At 75.0% G+C, this 23,340-nt stretch carries 19 protein-coding genes; 6 read left to right on the plus strand and 13 right to left on the minus strand.

What is annotated here, in order from left to right; all coding sequences use genetic code 11:
- The first annotated feature begins 18 nt into the window (after positions 1-18).
- Both D1J60_RS05205 and D1J60_RS05210 read left to right on the plus strand, forming a co-directional pair.
- Entirely contained in the window at positions 19-717 is a 699-nt protein-coding gene (locus tag D1J60_RS05205; protein WP_241253151.1) for a hemerythrin domain-containing protein, read from the plus strand.
- 66 nt (positions 718-783) lie between these two features.
- Positions 784-1,347, plus strand: a complete 564-nt coding sequence (locus D1J60_RS05210; protein WP_125820310.1) for a GNAT family N-acetyltransferase — start codon at positions 784-786, stop codon at positions 1,345-1,347.
- On the opposite strand, the gene D1J60_RS05215 is transcribed toward D1J60_RS05210, so the two are convergent.
- From D1J60_RS05215 to D1J60_RS05230, 4 genes are read right to left on the minus strand one after another with little or no spacing between them, the layout of a single operon-like run.
- Positions 1,323-2,060, minus strand: coding sequence for a nucleoside 2-deoxyribosyltransferase domain-containing protein (locus D1J60_RS05215; RefSeq protein ID WP_125820311.1), 738 nt, complete (start codon positions 2,058-2,060; stop codon positions 1,323-1,325). The genes D1J60_RS05210 and D1J60_RS05215 overlap by 25 nt on opposite strands.
- Complete coding sequence (locus D1J60_RS05220; RefSeq protein WP_241253152.1) at positions 2,050-2,886, minus strand: alpha/beta hydrolase; 837 nt, start codon at positions 2,884-2,886, stop codon at positions 2,050-2,052. Before D1J60_RS05220 ends, D1J60_RS05215 begins: the two co-directional genes overlap by 11 nt.
- Entirely contained in the window at positions 2,883-3,896 is a 1,014-nt protein-coding gene (locus D1J60_RS05225) for a macrolide 2'-phosphotransferase (protein WP_241253153.1), read from the minus strand. The genes D1J60_RS05220 and D1J60_RS05225 overlap by 4 nt, the downstream gene beginning before the upstream one ends.
- Positions 3,893-5,413 carry an AMP-binding protein gene (locus D1J60_RS05230; RefSeq protein WP_125820312.1) on the minus strand — a complete coding sequence of 507 codons (1,521 nt, stop codon included), beginning with the start codon at positions 5,411-5,413 and terminating at the stop codon, positions 3,893-3,895. The genes D1J60_RS05225 and D1J60_RS05230 overlap by 4 nt, the downstream gene beginning before the upstream one ends.
- 34 nt (positions 5,414-5,447) lie before the next feature.
- Here D1J60_RS05230 and D1J60_RS05235 point away from each other — a divergent pair, with 34 nt between their 5' ends.
- Positions 5,448-7,067 (plus strand): CocE/NonD family hydrolase, encoded by a 1,620-nt coding sequence (locus tag D1J60_RS05235; RefSeq protein ID WP_241253154.1) that lies wholly within the window; start codon positions 5,448-5,450, stop codon positions 7,065-7,067.
- Here the strand turns inward: D1J60_RS05235 and D1J60_RS05240 are convergent.
- From D1J60_RS05240 to D1J60_RS05280, 9 genes are all read right to left on the minus strand, one after another.
- Complete coding sequence (locus D1J60_RS05240; RefSeq protein WP_125820314.1) at positions 7,032-8,111, minus strand: glycosyltransferase; 1,080 nt, start codon at positions 8,109-8,111, stop codon at positions 7,032-7,034. The genes D1J60_RS05235 and D1J60_RS05240 overlap by 36 nt on opposite strands.
- Positions 8,112-8,182: 71 nt before the next feature.
- On the minus strand, positions 8,183-9,415 hold the full coding sequence (locus D1J60_RS05245; protein WP_125820315.1) for an ATP-grasp domain-containing protein: 1,233 nt from the start codon (positions 9,413-9,415) through the stop codon (positions 8,183-8,185).
- Positions 9,408-10,136, minus strand: coding sequence for a PIG-L deacetylase family protein (locus tag D1J60_RS05250; protein WP_241253155.1), 729 nt, complete (start codon positions 10,134-10,136; stop codon positions 9,408-9,410). Before D1J60_RS05250 ends, D1J60_RS05245 begins: the two co-directional genes overlap by 8 nt.
- Entirely contained in the window at positions 10,133-12,172 is a 2,040-nt protein-coding gene (locus tag D1J60_RS05255) for an NAD-dependent epimerase/dehydratase family protein (protein WP_125820316.1), read from the minus strand. Before D1J60_RS05255 ends, D1J60_RS05250 begins: the two co-directional genes overlap by 4 nt.
- A gap of 39 nt (positions 12,173-12,211) precedes the next feature.
- Positions 12,212-12,949 carry a GNAT family N-acetyltransferase gene (locus D1J60_RS05260; protein ID WP_125820317.1) on the minus strand — a complete coding sequence of 246 codons (738 nt, stop codon included), beginning with the start codon at positions 12,947-12,949 and terminating at the stop codon, positions 12,212-12,214.
- Positions 12,950-12,956: 7 nt separating this feature from the next.
- A complete protein-coding gene (vioC, locus tag D1J60_RS05265; RefSeq protein ID WP_125594353.1) occupies positions 12,957-13,991 on the minus strand; it encodes an arginine beta-hydroxylase, Fe(II)/alpha-ketoglutarate-dependent in 1,035 nt (344 codons plus the stop codon).
- Between the two features lie 141 nt (positions 13,992-14,132).
- Positions 14,133-16,088 (minus strand): amino acid adenylation domain-containing protein, encoded by a 1,956-nt coding sequence (locus D1J60_RS05270; RefSeq protein ID WP_125820318.1) that lies wholly within the window; start codon positions 16,086-16,088, stop codon positions 14,133-14,135.
- Positions 16,085-17,215: a capreomycidine synthase gene (gene vioD / locus D1J60_RS05275; protein ID WP_241253156.1), complete on the minus strand. Its 1,131-nt coding sequence runs from the start codon at positions 17,213-17,215 to the stop codon at positions 16,085-16,087. Before vioD ends, D1J60_RS05270 begins: the two co-directional genes overlap by 4 nt.
- A gap of 57 nt (positions 17,216-17,272) precedes the next feature.
- Positions 17,273-18,664, minus strand: coding sequence for a lysine 2,3-aminomutase (locus D1J60_RS05280; RefSeq protein ID WP_125594356.1), 1,392 nt, complete (start codon positions 18,662-18,664; stop codon positions 17,273-17,275).
- Positions 18,665-19,192: 528 nt separating this feature from the next.
- Here D1J60_RS05280 and D1J60_RS05285 point away from each other — a divergent pair.
- The 3 genes from D1J60_RS05285 to D1J60_RS05295 all read left to right on the plus strand — a co-directional run bounded on the left by D1J60_RS05285 (position 19,193) and on the right by D1J60_RS05295 (position 23,315).
- The gene (locus tag D1J60_RS05285) at positions 19,193-19,771 is read left to right on the plus strand and encodes an XRE family transcriptional regulator (protein ID WP_241253157.1); all 579 of its coding nucleotides are present in this window, start codon (positions 19,193-19,195) and stop codon (positions 19,769-19,771) included.
- A 68-nt stretch (positions 19,772-19,839) separates the two neighbouring features.
- Positions 19,840-21,573 carry a carbamoyltransferase C-terminal domain-containing protein gene (locus D1J60_RS05290; protein WP_125820321.1) on the plus strand — a complete coding sequence of 578 codons (1,734 nt, stop codon included), beginning with the start codon at positions 19,840-19,842 and terminating at the stop codon, positions 21,571-21,573.
- The gene (locus tag D1J60_RS05295) at positions 21,570-23,315 is read left to right on the plus strand and encodes a condensation domain-containing protein (RefSeq protein WP_125820322.1); all 1,746 of its coding nucleotides are present in this window, start codon (positions 21,570-21,572) and stop codon (positions 23,313-23,315) included. Before D1J60_RS05290 ends, D1J60_RS05295 begins: the two co-directional genes overlap by 4 nt.
- Positions 23,316-23,340: the final 25 nt, after the last annotated feature.

The following is a 23,340-nucleotide window of genomic DNA, read 5'->3' on the forward strand; positions in this document are numbered from 1 at the left end:
GTCCCGGAGCAGTCAAGCGTGTCCTCCAGCCCCACCCCCGGCCCCGCCCGCCCGTACACCCACGAGATGGTGGTGGTGCACCGCGTCTTCCGGCGCGAGTCGGCCCTTCTCCCCCGGCTGGTACGGGCCGTACCCGACGGCGACACGGAACGCGCCGCCGTCGTCGGCGCCCACCTGACCGAGTACGTCACCGGCTTGCACCACCACCACACGGTCGAGGACGAGACGATCTGGCCGCTCTTGCGCGAGCGTGCCGACGCCGTCGCGGCCGGCACGGACACCGTCGCGCGCATGGAGGAGCAGCACGCCCGCATCGACCGGAGCCTGACCGAGGTCACCGCCCGGGCGCCCGCCTGGCAGCGGACCGCCGGCCGGATGTCCGCGGAGGAACTGGCAACGGCCCTGGAAGAGCACCGCGCCGCGCTCCTGGAGCACCTCGACGACGAGGAACGGCTGGTCCTGCCGCTGGTGGAGCAGCACTTGTCGGTCGCCGAGTGGGACGCGGTGGGCCGCCGCGGACTGGAGACCGTCCCCAAGGACAAGCTCATGCTGGCCCTGGGTTCGCTCCTCGAGGACGCCGACCCCCGGGAGCGTGCCTACTTCCTGGACAAGGCGCCCCTGATCGGCCGCCTGCTGTGGCGGGCCTTCGGCCGTCGCCAGTACGCCGCCGCCTGCCGGGCCCTGCGCGCGCCTCTCCACGGAGGTCCGCAGCGGTGACCGCCCCGGAGCAGGAATCGGCTGAAACCCGCTCTTACCCGGACGGGGTGGGCCTAGGGTCGGATCATGACCGCATTCAATGACACCGCTTACGAGTTCCGCACCGCCCGTCCCGAGGACGCCGAGGCCATCGAGGCCGTCGACGGGTCCTTCACCACCGGTACCGTCTTCGAGGTCGCCGTCAGCGAGGACGGCTTCGCCTTCCGGGAGGTGCCGGTGGATCCGCCGCTGGTGAAGGTGTTCCCCGAGGACGACGGCGGCGAGGACGGGGCGGACGGTGAGGACGCCGACGGCCTCACCTTCGTGGCCGTCGGCGCCGGCGGCGAGCTGGCCGGCTTCGCCGCGGTGTCCTACTCCCCGTGGAACCGTCGCCTGACCATCGAGGACATCGAGGTGGCACCGGGGCACCGGGGGCGGGGTGTGGGGCGGGAGTTGATGGAGCGTGCGGTCGGGTTCGCGCGGGAGCGCGGTGCCGGGCACATCTGGCTGGAGGTCACCAACGTCAACGCCCCGGCCATCCACGCCTACCGGCGCATGGGCTTCGCCTTCTGCGGCCTGGACACCGCGCTCTACCACGGCACCGAGTCCGAGGGCGAGCACGCGCTCTACATGAGCATGCCCTGCCCCTGAGCCGCGAGCAGGCGGGCGACGGCCGGGCCGGAGCCGTCGCCCGGCGCGACCGTCACGGTCAGCAGCCAGTCGGCGGCGCCGCCCGGCTCGGCGGGCGGCGCGTACCACTCCACCCGGGCGTCCAGCAGCCGGTCGCCGGCCTCCCGGCGGGCCGCGTACCAGGCCCGGAACGGCTCGGTCCGCCATACCGTGAGCGGTACCGCCCGCTCGCCGCCGCTGCGGGCGCCGCCCGGTCCGACCGCCCGCAGGGCCGCCGTGGCGGCCTCCGCGAGGGTCCGGGCCACCGGCACGTCCCGGGCACCGGCGAAGTGGAGCAGGTACTCCATGCGCTCGGCCTGCGGCGGGGTGCCGAGCACGGCGCGGCCAGAGTCGTACCACGTACCCCATTTGACGTTGGACACCAGGCCGGGCAGCCGGGCCATGTCCCGCGGGATCCAGAACAGGACCACGTCGGAGCGGCTCATGGCCTCCTCCTCCCAGGCGATCTGGTCCGGGTACGCCGGGTAGTCGCCGCCCGGCGCCGGCTCGGGCAGGAACACCACCAGCCGCCCGGCTCCCGACCACAGCGACCGCAGCGCGGCGACGGCGTCCGGGCGCCAGGAGGGCTCGGCCGGGTCCGTGGGGGTCGGGCCGCACAGGTACACGGCCGCCGCCCAGGACGCGGGCGGTTCCTGGCCGACGTGGACGACGGTGACGGGGCTCTCAGGGGACACGGGACACTCCGGGATCGGTCGTCGGGGCGAGGGTGGTCAGGAAGTCGAGCAGGACGGTGTTGAAGGCCCCGGGCCGTTCCAGGAAGCCGAGGTGGCCGGCGTCCGCCAGTTCCGTGTAGCGGGCGCCGGGGACCGCCCGCGCGACCTCCCGGCCCAGCGGGGCCGGCGCCAGCACGTCGTCGGCGAAGCCCACGACGTGCACGGGCACCGTGATCCGGCCGAACTCGGCCAGTCGGTCCCGGACCGGCGGACCCGGCCGGTGGCCGGCCGACCGGCCGGTCAGCGCGGCGAGTTCGAACAGATCGAGCCAGTGCGCCGTCGCCGCCTCGTCGGCGAGGGTCCGGGGCGAGAGGTTCTGTACGAGCCGGACGAAGGCCTCGTACTCGGGGGGCAGCGGGGTCCCGGCCCGGGCGGTGGCCGCCTCGGCGCGCGCCAGGGCCTCCCCGACCGCGTCGGGCCGGCCGCGGGTGGCGGCGAGCAGCGCGCCGCCCACCAGGCCGGGGTCGGTCAGCAGCAGTTCCTGGACGGCGAGCGAGCCGAGCGAGTGGCCCACCAGCGGGCACCCGGGGAGATCGAGGGCCAGCAGCAACTCGCGTATGCGGGCGGCCAGTTCGAAGGGGCCCGCGGCGGTCGGTCCGTGGTCGAAGGTGACGGCCCGGCGGCCCGCGGCGGTGAGGGCCGGGACCTGGTGGTGCTCCCAGATGCGGCCCGTCCCGCCCGCGCCGGCCACCAGGACCACCGGCGGGCCCGCCGCTCCGTGCACGGTGTACGCCGTCCCGCCCGGCGTGCGGCCGCTCGTGCGCGCCCCGGCGCCCGGGGCCGTCACGGCGCCATCCTGCGCAGGGCCGTCTGCACCCAGGCGGGGCGGCCGGTGTCCAGGCCGCGCAGGGCCACGTGGACCCACAGGAAGTCGGCCCGGGCCCGTACGTGTTCCCGCAGGCCGGGTCGTACCTCGCCGCCGGCCTCGCGGTAGGCCGCGAGGAGCCGGTCCAGGACGGCGGGGCCGCCCGCGTACAGCAGGTCGACGAAGTCGACGGCGGGATCTCCGACATGGGCGTTCGCCCAGTCCAGCAGGCCGGCCAGGACCGGCGGCCCGGAGGGCGGGCGGGTCACCAGGGTGTGCCCGGGGTGGACGTCGCCGTGCACCAGCGCCAGCCGCCCGGGCCACAGCCGGTCGTCGTCCAGCCATGACTGCCAGCGGCGCACCCCGGCCGCGGGGAGGGGGAGTTCGGCCCGGGCCCGGGCGAGCCGGTCCGCGGTGCGGGCGCGGACGGCGCCGGGGTCCGCCCCGTCCGCGGCCGCCCGTGCCGCGAGGGCCGGGGAGACGTCCGGCGGGGTCGTGTGCACCGCGACCAGGGTCCGGGCGAGCGGCTCCAGGTACCGGCCGGGGTGGGCCAGCGGGTCCATGGACCAGCCGTAGACCAGGGTGTCCGGGTCCTCGGTGCCCGCGGGCGTGCCCGGCAGGCGGGGGTAGGCGACCAGGTCCGGGGCGTGCAGGCGCCAGTGCGGCACGGGCACGGGCACGCGGTCGCGCACGGCGGTCAGCACGGCCCCTTCGAACGCCAGCAGCGCGGCGGCCTCGGGCCGCCGCGGCTGGCGCAGGATCCACCGCGTGCCGTCGGCGGCCCGCACGTGCACGACCCGGAAGTCCCAGCCCGATTCGTCGACCCGGGCGCTCCCGGGCTCGAGTTCCGCACCGAGCCGCCGCGCGGCCTCCCCGACGAGGTCCTCGGCCCGTGCGCGGCCGTCCGCGTCCGTGTCGGCGCGGCCGGCCGGCACGGACGGGCCGGGGCCGCGGGCGGGTGCGGCCGGCTCCGCTCCGGCGGGCCGGTTCACCGGTCCGCCCCGGTGGCGGCGAGGTACCGGTCCCGCGTGGCGTCGCGGTCCACCTTGCCGGTGTGGGTGCGTTCCAGCGCCGGGACGGGGACCAGCACGCTGGGGACGAGCTGCGGCGCGGCCGTGGCGGACAGGCGGGCGCGGACGGCGTCCGCCACCTCGGCGGGGTCGTGGTCGGGCAGGGGGACGAAGAACGCGGCCAGGGTGCTGTGTTCGGCGCGGTCCACGCGCGCGGCGGCGGCCTCCAGGACGCCCGGGCAGCTGCCGACCAGGCCCTCCACCTCGATCAGGTCCACCCGGTGGCCGCGGATCTTGACCTGGTGGTCGGAGCGGCCCCGGAACACCAGGGCGCCCCCGGGCGCCTCGGACACCAGGTCGCCGGTGCGGTACCAGCGGACGCCCTCGTGCTCGGTGAACCGGGCGGCCGTCCCGCCGGGATCGGCGTGGTAGCCCAGGGCCAGGCCCGGCCCGGACACGGACAACTCCCCCGTCGCGTCGACGCGTTGTCCGACGTGCGGCAGCGGGAGCCCGATCGGCAGGTCGCCGCCGGCCGCGGGGAGGGCGGGCGCACCCGGCCCGGCCAGCTGCACGGCGTGGGTGACCAGGGCGGTCTCGGTGGATCCGTACGTGTTGAGCAGGCGCACCCCGTCGGTGCCGAGCAGCCGCCAGCGGTCCAGCATGTCGGCCCGCACCGCCTCCCCGCCGATCACCACCGTCCGCAGGGACGCCGGAAGCCCCGCGCCCTGGTGCAGCAGGTCTCCGGCCAGGCCGTGCCAGAAGCCGGTCGGCAGCACCGCGACGGTGACCTCCTGTTCCTCGGCCACCTGGGCGAACCGCTCCCGGGCGGCGTCGTCGACGACGAGGGTGGCCCCGCCGGTCAGGGCCGGGAGGATCTCCTCCAGGCTCGTGTCGCCGCCGGCGCCGTGGAAGTGCAGCACGGTGGCGTCCGGCCCGATCCCGTACAGGGTGCGCAGCGGCGGCACCACGGCGGACAGCGCCCGGTGCGGCACCACGACGCCCTTGGGTTCACCGGTGGAGCCCGAGGTGAACAGCACGTACGCCGGGTCCTCGGGCCGGGCGCCGGCGGCGGGCGCGGCGGCGCTCCCCGGGGCGGGGGCGGCGGTCGCCCAGCGCGGGCGGTGCACCCGTGCGACCGGCGGCTGCCAGCCGGTGTCCGCGGTCGCCACGGCCTCCTCGACCCCCAGCCGGGCCAGGACCGACTCCAGCCGGGCCGGCGGGTGTGCGGCCTCCAGCGGTACGTAGGCCCGGCCCGCGGCGAGCACGCCGAGCAGGGCGGCCACGTCCCGGGCCGAGTGGTGCACGACCACCCCGACCGGCGGCTGCGGCCGGCCCGTGCGCGGGGCTACGGCGCCCGCGACCTCCAGCACCCAGGCGGCGAAGACGCCGTAGCCGATGACGAGTCCGTTGTCGATGACGGCCGGGCGGGCGGGATCGGTGCGCGCCGTTTCGAAGAACGGTTCCAGCAAAGGAATTCCGGTGTTTCCGGAGGACTGCATTGTGAATTTCCTCGTCCTGATGGAATATGAGCGGGTGCGTATTGTTGTGGAACACGATCTGGAAATACCCGTGCGCGACGGCGTGTTATTGGCCGCCGACCTCTACCGGCCCGACACGGCGGACCCCGTTCCCGTCCTGGTGCGCCGCACGCCCTACGGGAGGTCCGGCGCCCCGGGCGGCGCCTCCGTCGACGGACTGCGCCTGGTCCGCGCCGGGTACGCCCTGCTGGTGCAGGACGTCCGCGGCCGGTTCGGTTCCGGCGGCGACTTCGACCCGTACTGGCACGAGGCCGCCGACGGCGCGGACACCGTCGCCTGGGCGGTGTCGCAGCCCTGGTGCGACGGCTCGGCGGGGCTGTTCGGCCGGTCCTACGAGGCCATGGCCGCGCTGCTCGCCGCGGCGGAGCGCCCGCCGGGCCTGGGCGCCGTGGTCCCGCACGTGGCGGGATCGGGCTTCGACGAGGGCTGGACCCGCCAGGGCGGCGCCTTCCAGCTGGGTTTCGTCCTGTACTGGGTGCTCTACGACCTCCTGCTGGAGGGGGCCGGGCTGAGCGCGGCGGAGCGGGCCGAGGTGGCCGGGGCCGTCGACCGGATCGACGAGCTGTACCGCGATCCGGCGGCCGCCGCGGACCTGCTGGACCGGCTGGCGCCGTACTACCGCCGCTGGCGCGAGCACCCGTCGGGGGACCCGTACTGGCTGCGCGCCGCACCCCGCGCGGCGTACCCGGCGATCGACGTCCCCGTGCTCCACCTCACCGGCTGGTACGACATATTCCTGGCCGGCGCCCTGGAGAATTACCGGGGAATTCGGGAATGCGGGAACAGGACGCGTCTGGTGGTCGGCCCGTGGTCCCACTGCATCACCGGCGGGATATTCCCGCAGCGTCGTTACGGACTGGCCGCGGACGAGGCGGAACTCGATGTCACCGCTCTGCACCTGGAGCATTTCGACCGGCATCTGCGCCGATCCGGGGAGGGTCCCGACCGGTGCGACCCGGTACGGCTGTTCCTCACCGGTGCCGACGCCTGGCGCACCTTTCCCGACTGGCCCGTCCCCGGCACCGAGGACCTCGTGCTGCACCTCGACGGCCGCGGCCTGACGGCCGGCCCCGCCCCGACGCGCTCCGGGGCCGACCGGATCCGTCACGACCCGGCCGACCCGGTGCCCACCACCGGCGGCGCCACCGCCCTGCCCGGGCAGTTCACCGGCGGCGACTGCGGCCCGCTGGACCAGCGGGAGGTGGAACGCCGTCCCGACGTGCTGTGCTTCACCGGCGAGCCGCTGGACGCCCCGCTGACCGTCGTCGGTGACACCGTCCTGACCGTGTACGTCACCCCGGACGCCGCCGGTGCGGACGTGACGGCCAAACTCGTCGACGTCCACCCCTGCGGCCGGGCCGAGCTGCTGTGCGACGGCGTCCGCCGGCTCGCGGCGGGTGCGGACGGCGGGGGCGAGGGCGGGCCGGTGGAGGTCACCGTCGCGGTGGGGGCGGTGGGCCATGTGTTCCGCGCGGGCCACCGGATCCGTCTGGAGGTCGCGGCCAGCAACGCACCGCGCTTCGACGTCCATCCGCCGGCCGTGGCCCACCACACCGTCCACCACGGCGGTGACCATCCCTCACGCCTGCTGCTGCCGCGCCTGCCCGGCGTCTGACCCGGGGCCGGGGCCGGCGGCGTCCGGGTGGAAGACCGACAGGTCGGCCACCTTCTCGATCCGCCGGCCCGCCTCCCAGTGGGCCCGACGCAGCCGGCGCAGCTGGGCGCCGGACAGCTTGGTGCTGTGCTGCGGGATGGAGCGCACCATCCGGGCCCGCTTGGCGGAGGCCGGGTAGCGGTCGCGCACCCGGTACGGGTCGTTGAGCAGGTGGTGGGCGGTGCCCACGTGGAAGGCCGCCTTCAGCAGGGCGTAGTACGCCGCCGCCGCGGGTCCCTTGTCCCGGGCGCAGTGCACCAGCGTCCGCGTGGCCTCGAACAGGCGCCACGCCACCGGCAGCGCCGGAGTGGTGAACACGCCCGTCTCCTGGGCGATGCCCTCGCCGACGCCGTAGCGGAAGTAGCTGCGCATGTTGGCGAAGCCGTGCTGGGCGTCGTGGAAGATCCGCGCCTCGGGCAGGTACACCACGGGGATGCCCGCGAGCTGGAGCCGGAAGTCGAACTCCCGGTCCTCGCACCAGTGGATCAGCTCGTCGAAGTGGTAGCCGCCGATGTGGTCGACGATGTCCCGGTTGTAGATCAGCGGCGGGGACAGCGCGCTGACGTAGTCCCCCTCGTCGAACTCGCGGACCCGCGCCGTGAGCCGGCTGAGCAGGCCCTGCGACTCCCCGTACACCACCTGTCCCTTGACCACGGGCTCGGTGAGCACCGACCGCACCATGGCGCGGACGACGCCCGGGGCGAAGGTGCAGTCGGAGTCCATCAGCAGCAGGTACTGGCGGTCCGTGGCGGCGGCCCCGGCGTTGTAGGCCGCCCCGAGGTTGCCGACGTCCTCGATCTCCGTGACGGTCAGCGGGCGCGGATGCTCGGCGATGAGCTTCAGCACGGCGTCGCTGGGGCCGTTCAGCGCCAGGACGATCTCGACGTCCTCGTCGACGGAGGCGATGCAGTCGGCGATCCGCAGGTCGTCGCGCAGGGCGATGATCACGGCGGTCCGGGCGATGCCCTTGTCGACCGCGGCCTCGTCCACCGGGTCGGTGGCCATCCCGTTCTCCCTTGTGTCGTTCGTGTCCGTACGGTGGACCCGCGCGGTGGCGCGGGCCGGTCGGTGTGCGGTCATCGGGCGGGCGCCCGCAGCCGCAGGGGCAGGGCGCGCAGCGTGCGTTCGGCGATGGCCTCGGCCTCCGCCGGAGCCTCGGCGTGGGCGATCACCCCGGCCAGCACGTCACAGCCGCCGCGGTAGGCGGGCAGTTCGGTGCCGGGTTCCAGGTCCATGCCCCAGAACACGTCGTGCACCCCGGCCCGGCGGGCGACGTGCCGGGGGTCGCCGACCCACTCGACGACGCCGCCGTCCGCCGGTACGAACCGCTGCACCACGGCCCGGCTCCGCCGCGGCGTCAGCTCGTCGAGGTCCAGGGGCTGGCCCAGGGCGAGGCGGACCACGTTGGGCAGCGGATCCACGCCGGTGGCGAGCCGCATCACCTCGGTGGCGATCCGGGCGCCGGTGATCCGGCAGGTGATCTCCAGGAGGATCACCCGGCCGTCATGGGTGCGCAGGATGTCGGTGTTGATCACCGCGGGGTCCAGGCGCAGGGCCCGGGCGCCGCGCCGGACCGTGTCCGTGACCTCCTCGATCTGCTCCTCGGTCAGCACGCTGGGCAGGGTGTCGCCGCCCTCGAAGAAGTGCGGGGCGAACTCCTCCTTGCGCCCGTACTCCCGGTCGGCGAAGCCGAAGCGGTGCAGTTTCCCGTCGACCATGAAGGCCGCCAGGGTGTGCTCGGTGCCCTCCAGGAACTCCTCGATCACGATCCGGCCGCCCGGGCTGAGCAGCAGCGCCTCCTGCGCCAGCTCCCGCACCCGGTCCGCCGACTCGACCTTCATGACGCCCAGCGAACCGGTCTGGTCGCTGGGCTTGATGACCGCCGGCAGCCCGATGTCCTCGATCGCCCGCACGGCCTCGCCGACGCTCTCGGCGGTCGCGTACCGCGGCAGGTCGAGCCCGGCCTTGCGCAGGACCGCCAGCCGCCGGTCCTTGAACGTGCAGTTCAAGGCCGTCTCCAGGGGCAGGCCCGGGCAGCCGAGGTACCGGGCGAGCGTGCTGATCACCGGCGGGTTGTCCGCGCCGAGCGAGAACACGCCGTCGATCCGGTCGATGCCGGCGGCGGACAGCTCGGCGAGGACCGCCACGGCGTCGTTGGGGTCGCACTCCAGCAGGACGTCGGCGGCGGCGCGGACCCGGTCCGTGGGCCGTTCGGTGACCACCACCAGTTCCCGGCGGGGCGAGCGCAGTTCGCCCAGCGACCGGTCCATGCCCGAACCGAGCCCGCACACCAGCAGGCGGTCAGTCACGGCCGCCTCCCGCCGCGGCCGCGGGCGGCGGGGTGCGCAGGCTCAGCACCTGGAACACCTCGGCGTGGCCGGAGCCGGCCGTGACCGCCCCGCGGTAGCGCGCCAGGCCCTCCACGCCCTCGTCCCAGGCGGCGTGCCGGAGCTGGGAGACGTACGCGCGCATCGCCTCCACCTTGGCCCCGATCTGCCCGCCGATGTCCTCGGCGTACTGGAAGCGCGCCATCGGCGCCCACACCTCGTAGCCGAGCACCAGCCCGGGCGCCGGCATCGGGGGGCCGCCGGCCTCCTGGAAGAACTCGGAGCCGGCCATCCACAGGGCTTCGAGGGTGAGCTGGTGCACCATGCGGTGCTCGACGTCGTCGTCGTTGTCGTGCGGCAGGTACACCACCTGCGGCCGTACCTCGCGCAGTACCCGGACGAGGTCGAGGTGGACCCGGCGGCTGAGCGTGAAGTCGCGCGACGGCTCGTCGAAGCGGATGCAGCGGTGCACGCCCAGGGCCTTCGCGGCGGCCTCGGTCTCGGCGGCGAACTCGGCGTCGGTCACCGCGTCGTCCAGGGCGCTGCGCTCACGGCCGATGACGATCACCACCGTCACCCGGGCACCGTCGCGGACGTGCTTGGCGATGGAGCCGCCGCAGCCGATCACGTCGTCGTCGGGATGCGGTGCGACCACCAGGACGTCGGTCACCGCGGACTGGGTTCCCAGGGTTCCCGCGCTCACGCGCCGGCCTCCGGGGCTTCCCCGGCCCAGCGGGCCCACCCGGCGGTGACCGCGGCCGCCTCGGCGAACGGGGTGCGGGCGGTGAAGCCCAGTACCCGGCGGGCCTTGCCGTAGTCGGCGCGGGCCGTGGAACGGTACAGCTCCAGCTCCCAGTCGGCCACCGGTTCCCCGGCGGTGACGGACCCGGGTCCGCCCAGCCCGCGCAGCGCGCGGACGGAGTCGAAGAACGTGCCCCAGCTCAGTTCCTCGGAGTGCCCCACGAGGAACCGCTCGCCGGCCGCCGCCGCGGTGTCCACGGCGAGCAGTACGGCCTCGGCGAGGTCGTCGACGTACACGGCGTTGCACACGCCGCCGTCGTCACCGGCCGGGAGCTGGGCGAAATCGCCCGCCGGGCGGCGGAGCTGCGCCGTCGTCCACTGGCCGCCCCACGGGCCGAGGACCACGCCGGGCTGGATCACGACCGTCTCCAGGCCGTCGCCGTGGGCCCGGACGACGAGCTGTTCGGCGGCGAGCTTCTGCTGCTCGTACTCCCGGTCGGCGGGGTCGGCCGGGCGTGCGGCGGAGTCCTCGGTCAGGGCGCCGGTCACGGCGGGGTCGTACACGTCGACGGTGCTCAGGTGCACCACGCGCCGCACGCCGGCGGCGCGGGCCGCGGCCAGCACGTTCTCGGTGCCGGCGACGGAGGCGGACCAGCGGTCGTCCTCGTCACCGGAGCTGCCGAAGGCGCAGTGCACCACGGTGTCGCAGCCCTCGAACGCCTCCCGGAGCGCGGCCGGGTCGAGCAGGTCGCCCTGGCGGAACTCCAGCCGGTCCTGCGGCAGGACCGACAGCCGGGCGGCGCGGCCGAAGCCGCGCACCACGGGCCGGACCCGGGCCTCGGTGCCGAGCACCAGCCGCTCGACGAGCCGGCCGCCGATGAAGCCGCTCGCGCCCGTGACGGCCACGGTGCGTCCGGCCAGCGCGGGCAGGGCGCCGGACCCGGCCGTGGCCTCCCGGCCCCGGGTCGTCCACGGCTGCGCGGAGGCCTCGCGGGCGGGGCCGCCGTAGCACTCCTGGATCAGCTCGACCACCCGGACGCCGTCCTGGGGGGTGGAGTGGACGGCGGCCGTCCCGCGCACCGCCGCCGCGAAGTTGGCGAGCTGCTCGCTGAACAGCCCTTCCCACTCGTCCTGCGCCGGGGCCTGGGCGGGCACGTCCCCGCGGTGCAGCTCCACGCCGTCTGCGGTGACCAGGGTGCACTCCCCTGCCGGGAAGTCGGTGCCGATGGTCACCGTCGCCCGGGTACCGGTGACGGTGCAGCTGATGCCGAGGTCGCGCAGCCGGCTGAAGTCGCAGGTCACGTCGGTGGTGCCGAACCGCAGCCGGACGTGGGCGTCCGTCTCCACCCCGCCGAGCGAGTTGTCCTCGGCGCGGACCACCTCCACGTCGGGGCCCAGCCACCACAGCAGGGTGTCGAAGACGTGCGAGGCGGTGTCGGTGAGGACGCCGCCGCCCGCGAGCCGCCGGTCGAACATCGACCAGGAGACCGGCTCGTGGGCGTACGGGTGGCCCTCGGACCAGTCGACCCGTACGACCTCGCCGAGTTCGCCGGCGTCGATGAGCCGCTTGATCCAGGCGTAGGCGGGGAAGAGGCGGCGCGGGTGGGCCATGGCCAGCACCGGCGCGCCCTCGGCCGCGGCGGTCCGCGCCAGCCGGCGGGCGTCCTCGACCGAGGTGGTCATGGGCTTCTCCAGCAGGACGTGCTTGCCCGCCGCCAGCAGCGCCTCGACGATCGGCGCGTGCAGGGTGTGGGGGGCCACCACGACGGCGGCGTCGAAGGCGTCGGCGGCCTCGGCCGGGTCGGTGGCGAGCACCACCTGCTCGGCGTCGGTGCCGCCCAGTTCCCGGTAGAGGGCGAGCGCGGCCTCGGCCTGCCGGGGGTCGCGGTCGATCAGCGCGGTGAGCTGCACGTCGCCCTTGAGCGGGGGCAGGGCAGGCAGGTGGCAGCCGCGGGCGGCTGCGCCGCACCCGACGATCGCGAGGCGTACGGGAGTCATGGTCGTCTCCAGGGGTGTGCGGAACGGGGGAAGGGGCTTTCAGAGGGCGGGGTGGTGGACCCATACGTTGGGCTCGGCGTAGGTGCCGTGGCCGTCCTCGGCGACGTGCAGCGGCACCAGCCCGCCGGGCAGCGGGTACGCTCCGGGGCCCGGCAGCGGCCGGCCGAGGAACTCCTCCCAGCGCGGGACCGGCTGACGGATCACCAGCGAGCGGTCGGCGATGCCGAGCCTGCGCGCGCCCAGCTCCAGGTGGGTGCGCAGCCAGGGGTCGAAGCAGCGTCCGTCGGGCAGCCGCCAGGCGGCGTAGTCGGCGAGCGGGATCAGCGGGTAGTGCGGCTTGCGGGTGGGCCGGACCGGGATGACCACGCCCCGGGGGGCGTGCTCGGCGGCCCGCCGGCGTACCTCGGTGAGCAGCCGTTCGGCGTGCCCGGCCGCCCGGTGGGCGGGGTCCACGGACACCGACAGCATGCACACGGCGTCGGCCCGCTCCGGCGGGCCGTGGTCGACGGCCTCCACCAGCACCTCGTCGCTGCCTCCCGGCAGGGAGGCGGGGCTGCCGTCCCAGCGGACCGGCAGGCCGTTGGCCGCCGCGACCAGCTGCCCGTCATCGTCCACCAGGCACAGCTGGTGGGCGGGGTAGCGGTCGTACATACCGTGCCAGCGCCAGTTGCCCGGGGACTCCCAGCTCATGAACTCCGGCATGTTGGCGCCGATCAGGGCATCGACGGCGGGCAGCAGTCCGGGGTCCCGGGACAGGTCGGTCAGGGTGAGGGTCACCGGCGCGTCAGCCCAGCAGCCGGGTCCGGGCGGTGGCCCGCATCTCGCGCGAGCGCCGCAGGTCCGAGGTCACGCACACCCGCTTGAGCCAGCGGTCGGTGCCGTCGTAGCGGGCCCGGAACGGCAGCCGGCCGTGCACCGCCCGGTGGTTGTCGATGAACAGCACGTCCCCCTGGTCGGCGACGACCTCCCGCATCGCGGCGTCCACCACCTTGAACAGCGCGTCGTAGGCGCGCCGGGCGTCGGGGTCGTCCTCGGGGACGGAGGTGAAGTACGGGTCGAGACGCATGTACGGGTCGACGCGCGAGCCGTAGAGCAGCGGGCCGAGCGGCCGTTCGTCGATCATCCGCTGGATGGTGGCGAAGCGCGCCGCCTCCTCCTCGGAGGCGATGGTGTTGTTCTTCGGCAGGTGCGACTCGTCGGGCGCGATGTAGAAGCGCGGCTCGAAGAGGACGTCGATGTCGTCGGCGGACAGCGAGGACAGGTCCAGCTCGCCGACCGTCGTCGGGACGTGGTCCGGGTTGCGCAGCGCACCGAGGATCAGGTAGTCGCTGCGGTAGGGGTGGAAGGCGTCCTCGGTGTGCCAGGTGAGCAGCTCCTTGCTGCCCATGCCGAGCTGGTCGTTCTCGTGCGCCCGGATCGGGAAGATGTCGTGCACGAGGTGCCCGTCCTGCTGGGTGGCCCAGCCGAAGGGCTCGCCGAGCAGCGCCGAGTAGAGCATCAGCAGCAGTTCCTCGGGGAACTCCGGGCCGGGCCGACGGCGGCCGCGCCAGTGCTCGGGGGTGGGGCCGATGCGGTCCTGGTCGAAGTCGTGGCCGCTGACCACGGCGTGGCCGTGGCGGTCGGCCAGTTTGAACTCGCGCAGGAACCGCTGCACGCCCTCCGGCAGGCCGGCGGCGAGCCGGGGCAGGTCGTGCAGCAGCCCGGGGTCGCCGAAGGACGGGTAGGCGGAGGCCAGGCCGAGGCACAGGTCCGCCGTGGCGGAGGCCTCGTCGGGCGTCAGGGTGTAGGCGTGCGTGGACTGGTCGGTGAGGTTCGACATGCCAACTCTCGCTGAGTGGTCGGGATGGTTGCTGCTGCCCGCGGCCGGCCGGAGCCGGACCGGGGCCCTCGGGTGGTGCGGTGGTACGGGTGGGTCCGGTGGGTGACGGGCGGGTGGTCCGCGGGGTGCGGGCCCGCCGGTTCAGCGTCCGGCCGGCGTTCCGTCCAAGGACGGGGTGGTGAGCGCCGCGGCGAGCAGCCGGGGCGTGGGCGAGGAGAACAGGGCGCTCGCCCGGAGTCCGGCGGCGCCGGGGTGGGACTCGCGCAGCCGCGCGAGCAGGCGCATGGCGAGCAGTGACTGGCCGCCGTGGTCGAAGAAGTTGTCGTCGGGGCCCAGGTGCGGGTCGCCCAGGACCTCGCGGAAGAGGCCGAGCGTGACGTCCAGCGGCTCGCCGGGACGGCCGGGCGTCCCGGCGCCGGCGTCCTGGAGGGCCGGGGCCTGTGCCCGCGCCGGGGCGGGCGGGGCCGGCGCCGTACCGGCCGTCCAGGCGGCCAGCAGCCTCTTGTCGATCTTGCCGTGCGGGTTCTTCGGCAGGACGGCCACCCGGTGGAGCACCCGTGGCACCGCCCAGTCCGGCAGCTGTGCCTCCAGCGGCGCGACCAGCGCGTCCCGGTCCGCACCCGTGATCCGTACGGCCTCGCCGGGCGGTGGCGCCGCCGCGGGATCGGCGGGCACGGTGAACGCCCACAGGACCGTGCCGGTCGCGGGGTCGGGGAAGACCACGGCCTGGCCCACGCCGGCCGCCTCGCACAGGGCGCGCTCCACCCGGGCGGGCTCCAGCCGGTGCCCGCGGATCTTGATCTGGTCGTCGACCCGGCCGAGGAAGACCAGTTGCCCGTCGGGGTCGACGCGGCCGAGGTCGCCCGTCACGTACACGCGGGCGCCGGGTGCGGTGGCGTACGGGTCGGGGACGAAGCGCCGGGCGGTGGCCGCGTCGTCGTCGAGGAAGCCGCGTGCCAGCAGCGGGCCGCCGATGTGGATCTCCCCGGTCTCGCCGTCGGGCACCGGCCGGCCCTCGCGCCGGACGGTGATCTCCACGTCCCGCAGCGGGGTGCCGAGCGGTACCTCGTCGGCGTCGGCCGGCAGCCGTCCGGTGTAGAAGGTGGAGCTGACCGTGCACTCGGTGAGGCCGTACACGTGGGCGAGGGCGGCGGGCTGCCGGTCCTGCCAGTCCCGGTAGGGCCGGGGGTCCATCCGTTCGCCGCCGACCACCACGGTGCGCAGGGCCGGCGGGGTGGTCGCTCCGGCGGCCTCCAGCCAGCGGGCGTACTCCAGCCAGTACTGGGTGGACAGTTCCACCAGGGTGATCCGCCCGCGGGCCAGGGTGACGTGGAGCTCCTCGGCGTCCAGGGCCCGGGTGTCCTCCCGGCACACCACCGCCGCCCCTGCCGCGAAGGCGGGGAACACCTCCTCGATCAGTACGTCGAAGCCGAGCGAGGCCACCTGGAGCCAGCGGTCGTCCGGGGTCAGCGCGAGCCGCTCGGCGACGGCGGTCGCGAACCGGGCCAGGGCGTCCCGCTCGACGACCGTGCCCTTGGGCTGTCCGGTGGAGCCGGAGGTGAACAGCACGTAGGCCACGTCGGACCCGCCGGCCGCCGGCCGGCGCCGCGTCCCGGCCGGTCCGTCGTCCGCCGGACCGTCGGCCACTGTGCCGTCGGCCACCCGGCCGTCGTCCGCCGGGCCGTCGTCCGCCGGGCCCGGTGCGCCGGGCGCCGGTGCCGGGACGTACGCGGCCTCCGGCGCGTGCTCGCCGTCGCCGAGCCAGACGGCGGCCGCGGTGCGGCGGACCAGCGCCTCCCGGGCGGCGGCCGGGAGCCGGTCGTCCAGGACGGTGAAGCCCGCTCCGGCCTTCAGCGCCGCCAGCATCCCGAGCACCGTGCGGGCGGGATCGCCGAACGCCAGGCCCACCAGCCGTCCGGGTCCGGCGCCGCGCTCGGCGAGCGAGCCGGCCCAGGCGTCGGTCAGCCGGTCCGCCTCGCCGTACGCCAGCACCCGGTGCGGGGTCACCAGGGCCGGCCGGGCGGGATGCGCGCGCACCGACCGCTCCCACAGGTCGAGCACGTCGGGCCCGTGGCCGCTGCCGGTCGCGGCGGTCACCGGCCCGGCCCGCGGGTGCGCAGGAAAGCCGACAGGCCGTCCAGGCCCGCCCGGAAGCCCTCTTCCGGACCGCCGAAGCCCAGCCGGGCGCCGTGCGGGGCCCCGAAGGCCGTGCCCGGGACCAGCAGGGTGCGGTGGCGGTCCAGCAGCTCCAGGCAGAACCGTTCCACCGCCTCGGGGCCGGCACCGGACCGCTCCAGCTCGCGGAAGACCGGCAGCGCGCACACCCCGCCCTCCGGCGGGGTCCACCGGACCAGCCCGAGGGCCTCGTGCTCGGCCATCCACTCGGTCAGGTGCGCCAGGTTGCGCCGGGCCTCGGCCGCCCGCGCCCCGATCAGCACGTCGGCGCTGCGCATCGCCCGCTCGGCGATCAGCTCGACCAGCGGCGACAGGAACAGCGTGGTCCGGTCGCGCAGCGGGAAGGTGGCGGTGAGCAGCGGCTTGGGCGCGACGGCCCAGCCCACGCGCAGCCCGGGCAGGCCGAACGTCTTGGAGAAGGTGCCGTAGGAGACGGTGTCGCCGCCGTCCGCGCCGGGATCGGGCAGCACCTCCCAGCGGTGGGCGATCTCGGCGGTGGCCGCGTCCCAGACGAGCGTGGCGCCGGTGACGGCGGTCCGCTCCGTGAGGGCCTTCAGGCCCTGGGGGGAGAGGGACACTCCGGTGGGGTTGTGCGGGAAGTTGACGATCACGGCCGCGGTGCCCGGTGTGACCAGGGCGGTCAGCACCTCCGGGTCGATCTCGCCGTCGCGGACCGCCGCCGCCGACAGGGTGACGACGTCGCACCCCGCCGCCCGCGGATAGTGGCCGAGCGAGTGGTAGATGCCCTCCTGGACGACCACCCGGTCGCCGGGGTGCAGCAGCGTGCTCAGGGTCAGCGCGATGGCCTCGCTGGAGCCGTGCGTGACCAGCACCCGGTCGGCGTCGCCGCCGGCGTACCGGTCGGCGATGGCCGCGCGGACGCCGGCGCCGCCCTGCGAGACGCTGTCGTCCATGACGATCTCGTCGAGGTCGGCGGCGGAGATCCGGCACAGGTCGCGTATCTCGGCGAAGGTGTACGGGTGGACCCCGCTGGAGCTGATGTCGTGGATGTCCGGGCCGAGGTGCCGGCGGTACCACTCCTCCAGCACCGGAGGTTCTTCACGCCGTGGACGGAGACTGCTCATGGCTGTGCAACTGTCCCTTCTCTACCCCTGACGGGTTTCCCGCCACCAGCGCTGCCCGGAGAGCGGGAGCGTGTCGATGGGGTCGTAGTAGTGGTACGAGCCGCTGTGGGCGTCCGGGTCCGCCGCCTCCAGCGGGGTGAGGTAGCTCTTGCTCCAGTGCGAGACCCCGAGTTCCCGGTCGTAGGTGTCCGCCTGGTCCACCCACCGCTTGCCGGCCATCGGCACGTCGCACACGATGCGCGGCGTGGCGAACCCCGGCAGGTAGCCCATGATCTGACGCTGGATCTGCTGGGCGCTGTGCAGCGGGACGCGCCAGTGCTCGGCGTTCGGGATCATGTCGCACATGTAGAAGTAGTACGGAGTGATGCCGGCGTGGTCGCAGAGCGCGAAGCACAGGTCGAGCAGGTCGTGCGCGCTGTCGTTGACCCCGCGCATCAGCACGCCCTGGTTGCGCACGTCGTGCAGGCCGGCGCCCAGCAGGTTCCAGGCCGCGCGGGCCACGCCGGACGTCACCTGCTGGGCGGCGTTGGCGTGGGTGTGCAGCGCGATGCGCACGCCCCGGGACCGCGCCTTGGCGGCGACGCGTTCCACACCGCGCAGCACCGGGGCGGAGTTCCAGTGCTGGGGCAGTCCGATCAGGCCCTTGCTGGCCAGCCGGATGTCGCGGATCGACTCGATGTCCAGCAGCCCGTCCACGAAGCGCTCCAGCCGCGGCCAGGGCATGTTCGCCAGGTCGCCGCCGGAGACCACCACGTCCCGGATGCCCGGGGTGGCGCGCAGGTGGGCCAGGATCCGGTCGGCCCGGTCGGCCGGCTTGAGCTGGAGCTTGTTCTTGGTGACCTGCGGGGTGGAGTTGCCGACCAGGTCCATCCGGGTGCAGTGCCCGCAGTACTGCGGGCAGGTCGACAGCAGTTCCGCCAGCACCTTGGTGGGGTAGCGGTGGGTCAGCCCCTCCACCACCCACATGTCCTGCTCGTGCAGCGAGTCCCGGCTGGCCATCGGGTGCGAGGGCCACACCGGGTGCCGGTCGGAGAGGACCGGCAGCATGTAGCGCCGTACGGGGTCGTCGTAGAAGGCCTTGGTCAGCTCGCCGGGGCGGGCCGCCGAGGCCTCCGCGGCCATCGTGTTGATCATCTGGGGCGGCAGCAGGACGGACATCGTCGCCCGGTGCAGCCGGTCCTGCTCCCAGTCCTCGTAGAACTCCTCGTCGAGCAGGTCGCCGACGACGGCGCGCAGTCCCTTCGCGTCCTTGACGCAGTGGGCGCGCTGCCACTGCGGATCCGCCCACTCCGCCTCGGTGACCTCTCGCCATCCGGGGAAGCGTCTCCAGTCGGGTTCCACGAGCGGACGGCTCCGGTACTCGTAGACGGCCTCGAGAGCCGCTGATTCCGTCTGGCTGCGTGCTGTGTCCACCAACCCGCCACCCAATCCCGTCGGTTTCGTCCGTATCGCCTGACGTCAACCGATCTTGCAGAGCGCCGGAGTTGTACACGAGGCCAGGTTGTACGGGGCGCAGCTGCCGTACGCCCCTGTACAACCGGCCGGCGGGGGCGAAGGGTTGTACGAGCCCATGTACGGGGCGCCGGACGGGTGCGACCTTGTACAGTCCTGTGCCGGACGACCGAAGCGGAATGTCCGGGGAACGGGCGGTGGCCCGCCGGTTCGACAAGGAGCCGAAATCGGACGACCCGGGCGCGAAGTGGCCGGAACCCTCGACTGATGATTGATCGATTTGTCAGTGGCATGTACCAATGTCCGAGAGATCCGGTGCTGAGGTTTCCGGTAACCCGCGGGGGCCTCCAGCTCGACGCACCACCCCGCCGTGCGCCTCGACCAGGTTGTACGGCCCGGATGGACCATGCGCTTCGTTCAACACCATCGACGAGCAGGGGGAGAAGCATGCCCAGGCCAGAGCGGTTACTGGACCCCACGGCAGGACCGTTGGAGCAATTCGCCCACGACCTGCGCCTTCTGCGCAGGCAAGCCGGGAACCCCTCCTACCGGACCATGGCCAAACGCGCCCACTACTCCGTGGCCACCCTCGCCGAAGCGGCCCGCGGGCTGCACAAACCCTCGCTGAAAGTGACCCTCGCCTACGTGGCCGCCTGCGACGGCGACCCCGAGTCCTGGGCCCGCCGCTGGTACCGGCTCAGCAGCGAACTGGAAGGACCCGACGCCCCCGCCCGCGGACAGCCGCGCGGTTCCGGCCTCGTGCCGCCCCAGCCGTCCGCCGGGCAGCGCCGCCCCGCGGACGAGGGGCCCGCCCCCGCCGGGAGGGCGGCCGCGCCCCGCTCCCCCGCGCCGCCCGAACGCGGGGCCGGCCCCGGCCGGCGCCGGATCGCCGCCGGTTCCCTGACGGCCGACGAGCGGGCCGAACTGCGGCGGCTGCGCAGCGAGGTCAAGGAACTGCGGCACGCCAACGCCGTGCTCAAGGCGGCCTCCGCGATCTTCGCCGCGGACCTCCGCACAAACTCCCAGGTCGTGTACAACCCGGCGGACCGCCAAGATCCGTTGGCATGACCGGAACGCCGGCGGCCTGGGCCCCGGCGCACCCGGCGGACCCGACGACCGACCCTTGGGGACTGACCATGCGTGTGCTCGGAGTCAACGGCTGGCCCGGCGCCAGCCACGACGGTGCTGCCTGCCTCGTCGTGGACGGCGAAGTCATCGCCCTGGCCGAGGAGGAACGCTTCACCCGCAACAAGCACGCCTACGGCGAGGCGCCCTTGAACGCCGCCGCCTACTGCCTCGCGGAGGGCGGTCTCACCCTGGACGACATCGACGTCGTCGCCCACGGGTGGGACCTGCCCACGCTCTTCGCGGACCGCGGCCTGGACTGGTTCGACAGCGACGCCGACGCCCTCGAACACCTCCTGCCCAAGGCCCTCTTCCCCCGCTCCCGCGACCCCCGGCTCACGTTCGTCGACCACCACGTGGCCCACGCCGCCAGCGCCTACCTCCTCTCGGGACGCGACCGGGGCGCCGTCCTCGTCCTGGACGGCCAGGGCGAGAACGCGAGCACCACCCTCGCCGTCGGCATCGACGGCCGGATCAAGACCCTGCGCTCCCACACCCCCGGCTGGTCCCTCGGCTACTTCTACGCCGCCGTCTGCGCCTACGCCGGTCTCGGCGCCGACAACGCCGGCAAGATGATGGGCCTGGCCTCCTACGGCACCCCCGGCGACCTCACCTTCGGCGGTGCCCTCGGCTTCACCGACGAGGACTTCACCGTCGGCGTCGTCCCGCCCGACCTGCGCTCGACCGGCACCACCGACGAGGAGACGGCAACCATCCGGTACTGGCTGGAGCACCTGGAGAAGACCCTCCAGGACGCCCCCAACCGCACCGTGCGCCGCTTCGACCCGCGCAGCGGCCGGTACGCCAAGACCACCGACCGGGACCCGTTCGAGTACCGGGACCTCGCCGCCACCGCGCAGGCCGCGCTGGAGCGGGCGGTGACGGGCCTGGTCCGCGGCCTGCTGCGGGAGACCGGCGAGACCACGCTGATGGTCGCCGGCGGGGTCGGCTTCAACGCCACCCTCAACGGCAAGCTCATGCGGATGCCCGAGGTCCGGGACCTCTTCGTCCAGCCGATAGCGGGCGACGCGGGCGTCTCGCTGGGCGCCGCGGTCTGGGCCGCCGCCGAGGAGGGCGACCGGATCCTGCCCATGACCGGCTCGGTCGCCTGGGGCCCGCAGTGGTCCGCCGGGGAGATACGCGAGGTCCTGGAGGCCACCGGCACCGCGTTCACCGAGCCCGCCGACATCGCCGCGGCCACCGCCGGCGTCCTGGCCTCCGGCGGAGTCGCCGGCTGGTTCCAGGGCCGCGCCGAGGGCGGCCCCCGCGCCCTCGGCCACCGCAGCCTGGTCGCCGTGCCGGACCCGGAGTCCACCCGGGACCGGGTCAACATCCGCATCAAGGACCGCGAGGCGTGGCGCCCGTTCGCCCCCAGCATGCAGGAGGAGGCCGCCGAGGCCCTGATCGGCACCGCCACCCCGCTGCCGTACATGATCGTCACCACCCCGGTGACCGACGCCGGCGCCGCGGCCATGCCGGCCGTGGTCCACAGCGACCGCACCACGCGTCCGCAGACCGTCTCCGCCGCCGTGGACCCGCTCTACCACCGCCTCATCGGCGAGGTCGGCGGGCACACCGGAACCGCCGTCGTCATGAACACCTCCTTCAACGGCCGTGACGAACCCGTCGTGTGCACGCCCCGGGACGCCCTCGCCACCTTCCACCGGCTGCCGCTGGACGCCCTCGCCCTCGGCCCGTTCCTCGTGCGCCGCCCCGCCGGAGCCCTGGGGGAGGCCGGCGCGTGACCGCCCCCGCACACCAGGACGCTCCGCCGGCCGGGACGGGCGCCGCGCCGCCCGTCCCGGCCGGGCCCGCCGCCGAGGAGATCCACGGCCGCCTCACCGGCTGGCTCGCCGAGGCGGTCCTGACCCCCGACACGGACCTCACCGCCCCGCTGCGCGACCTCGGCGTGGACTCCATCGACCTGATCCGCACCGCCCGCCGCATCGAGACCTCGTACGGGGTACGGGTGCAGCTGCGCGAGCTGTTCGCACCCGGACTGACGGCGGCCTCCCTGGCCGCGCTGGTCGCCGAGCGGGCCGCCCGCCGCGGCGGAGCCGAGGCCGCCCCGCCCGGCACCGCACACGACCCGGTCGTCCTCACCCCCTCCCAGGAACAGGCGTGGGAGGAGCAGACGGGCGAACGCGGCCAGTGGAACCAGGCCATGCTCTTCACCACCCGGCCGGGCATCGACGCGGACCTGTTCGCCGAGACCGTGCGGCGGCTGGTCGCCGGCCACGCCTCGCTCCGCCTCGCCGTCGAGGAGCGTCCCGCGCGGCGGCCCCGGCAGCGGACGGCGGCCCTGGCGACCGACGGGCCGCCCGCCGACGCCCTGGGCCCGGTGCTCGACACCGTGGAGATCTCCGAGCTCGCCGACGCCGACCTGTCGGCGGCCGTCACCCTCCGGTGCGAGCTGGAGCAGCGCTCCCTGGACCCGCGGGCGGGCCGCGTGGCCCGCTTCGTCCGGTTCGACGCCGGTCCCTCCCGGCCCGGCCGGCTGCTGATCGTCTTCCACCAGCTCGCGATCGACATGCTGTCGTGGTCGGTGGTGCTGGCCGACCTGGAGGAGACCTACACGGCGCTGGAGGCCGGCCGGGACGACGTCTGGCCGGCCGAGGGCACCTCGTACCCCGAGTGGGCCGAGGCCCTGGCCGCCCATGCCCGCACCCCCGAGGCGGAGGCCGAGGCCGAGTGGTGGACGCAGGTGGCCCGCACCCCCGCCACGCTGCCGCCGGACCTGCCCGCCGCCGGGCAGGGGGCGCCGGCGCAGGCCGACCCGCGGGCCGCGAACACCGCGGCCACCGCCGCCACGCACCTGGAGGAGTTCCCGCCGGACCTCACCGCCCGCCTCCACGCCGCCGCCCGGGCCCACCGGGCCCACCCCGGCGACCTCGTGCTGCACGCGCTCGGGGAGGCCCTCGGCGAGCGGCTCGGCGAGCCGGCCGTACGCGTGGACGTTTTGCGCCACGGCCGCGAGGAGAGCGTCGGGGACACCCATCTGTCCCGCACCACGGGCTGGTTCACCGCCACCGTCCCGGTCCGCCTCGACCTGGCTCCCGGAACCCCGGCCGAACGGCTGGCCCGGACCGTGGGCCACCTCGCGGCCCTCCCCGGCGGCGGGGTCGGCCACGGAGCGCTCGCCCGGTACGGCCGGCCCCGGACGGCCGCCGTCCTGCGGGGCGCCCCGCCCAGCGACGTCTCGTTCGACTACGAGGGCGACGACGGCGACTCCCTGCCGCTGGGCACCCTGCTGACGGATCCGGCCCCGGAACCGGTGGGTGACATCACCGCGCCGCACTGGACCCGTCCGCACGCGGTGGAGGTGATCGCCACCACCGACGACGGGACGCTGCGCGTCGAGTGGTGGTACTCCACCGCCCTGCACAGGGCGGCGACCGTCCGCGCGCTCGCCGCCCGCCACCGGGCCCTGCTCACCGACCTCCTCACCGCACTGTCGCCCACCGCCCCCGAGGCACCCACCCGCTGAACGCCCCACGGACGGACCGGAACCT

Source organism: Streptomyces sp. W1SF4, from assembly GCF_003950035.1.
In the GTDB taxonomy this organism is placed as follows: domain Bacteria; phylum Actinomycetota; class Actinomycetes; order Streptomycetales; family Streptomycetaceae; genus Streptomyces; species Streptomyces racemochromogenes.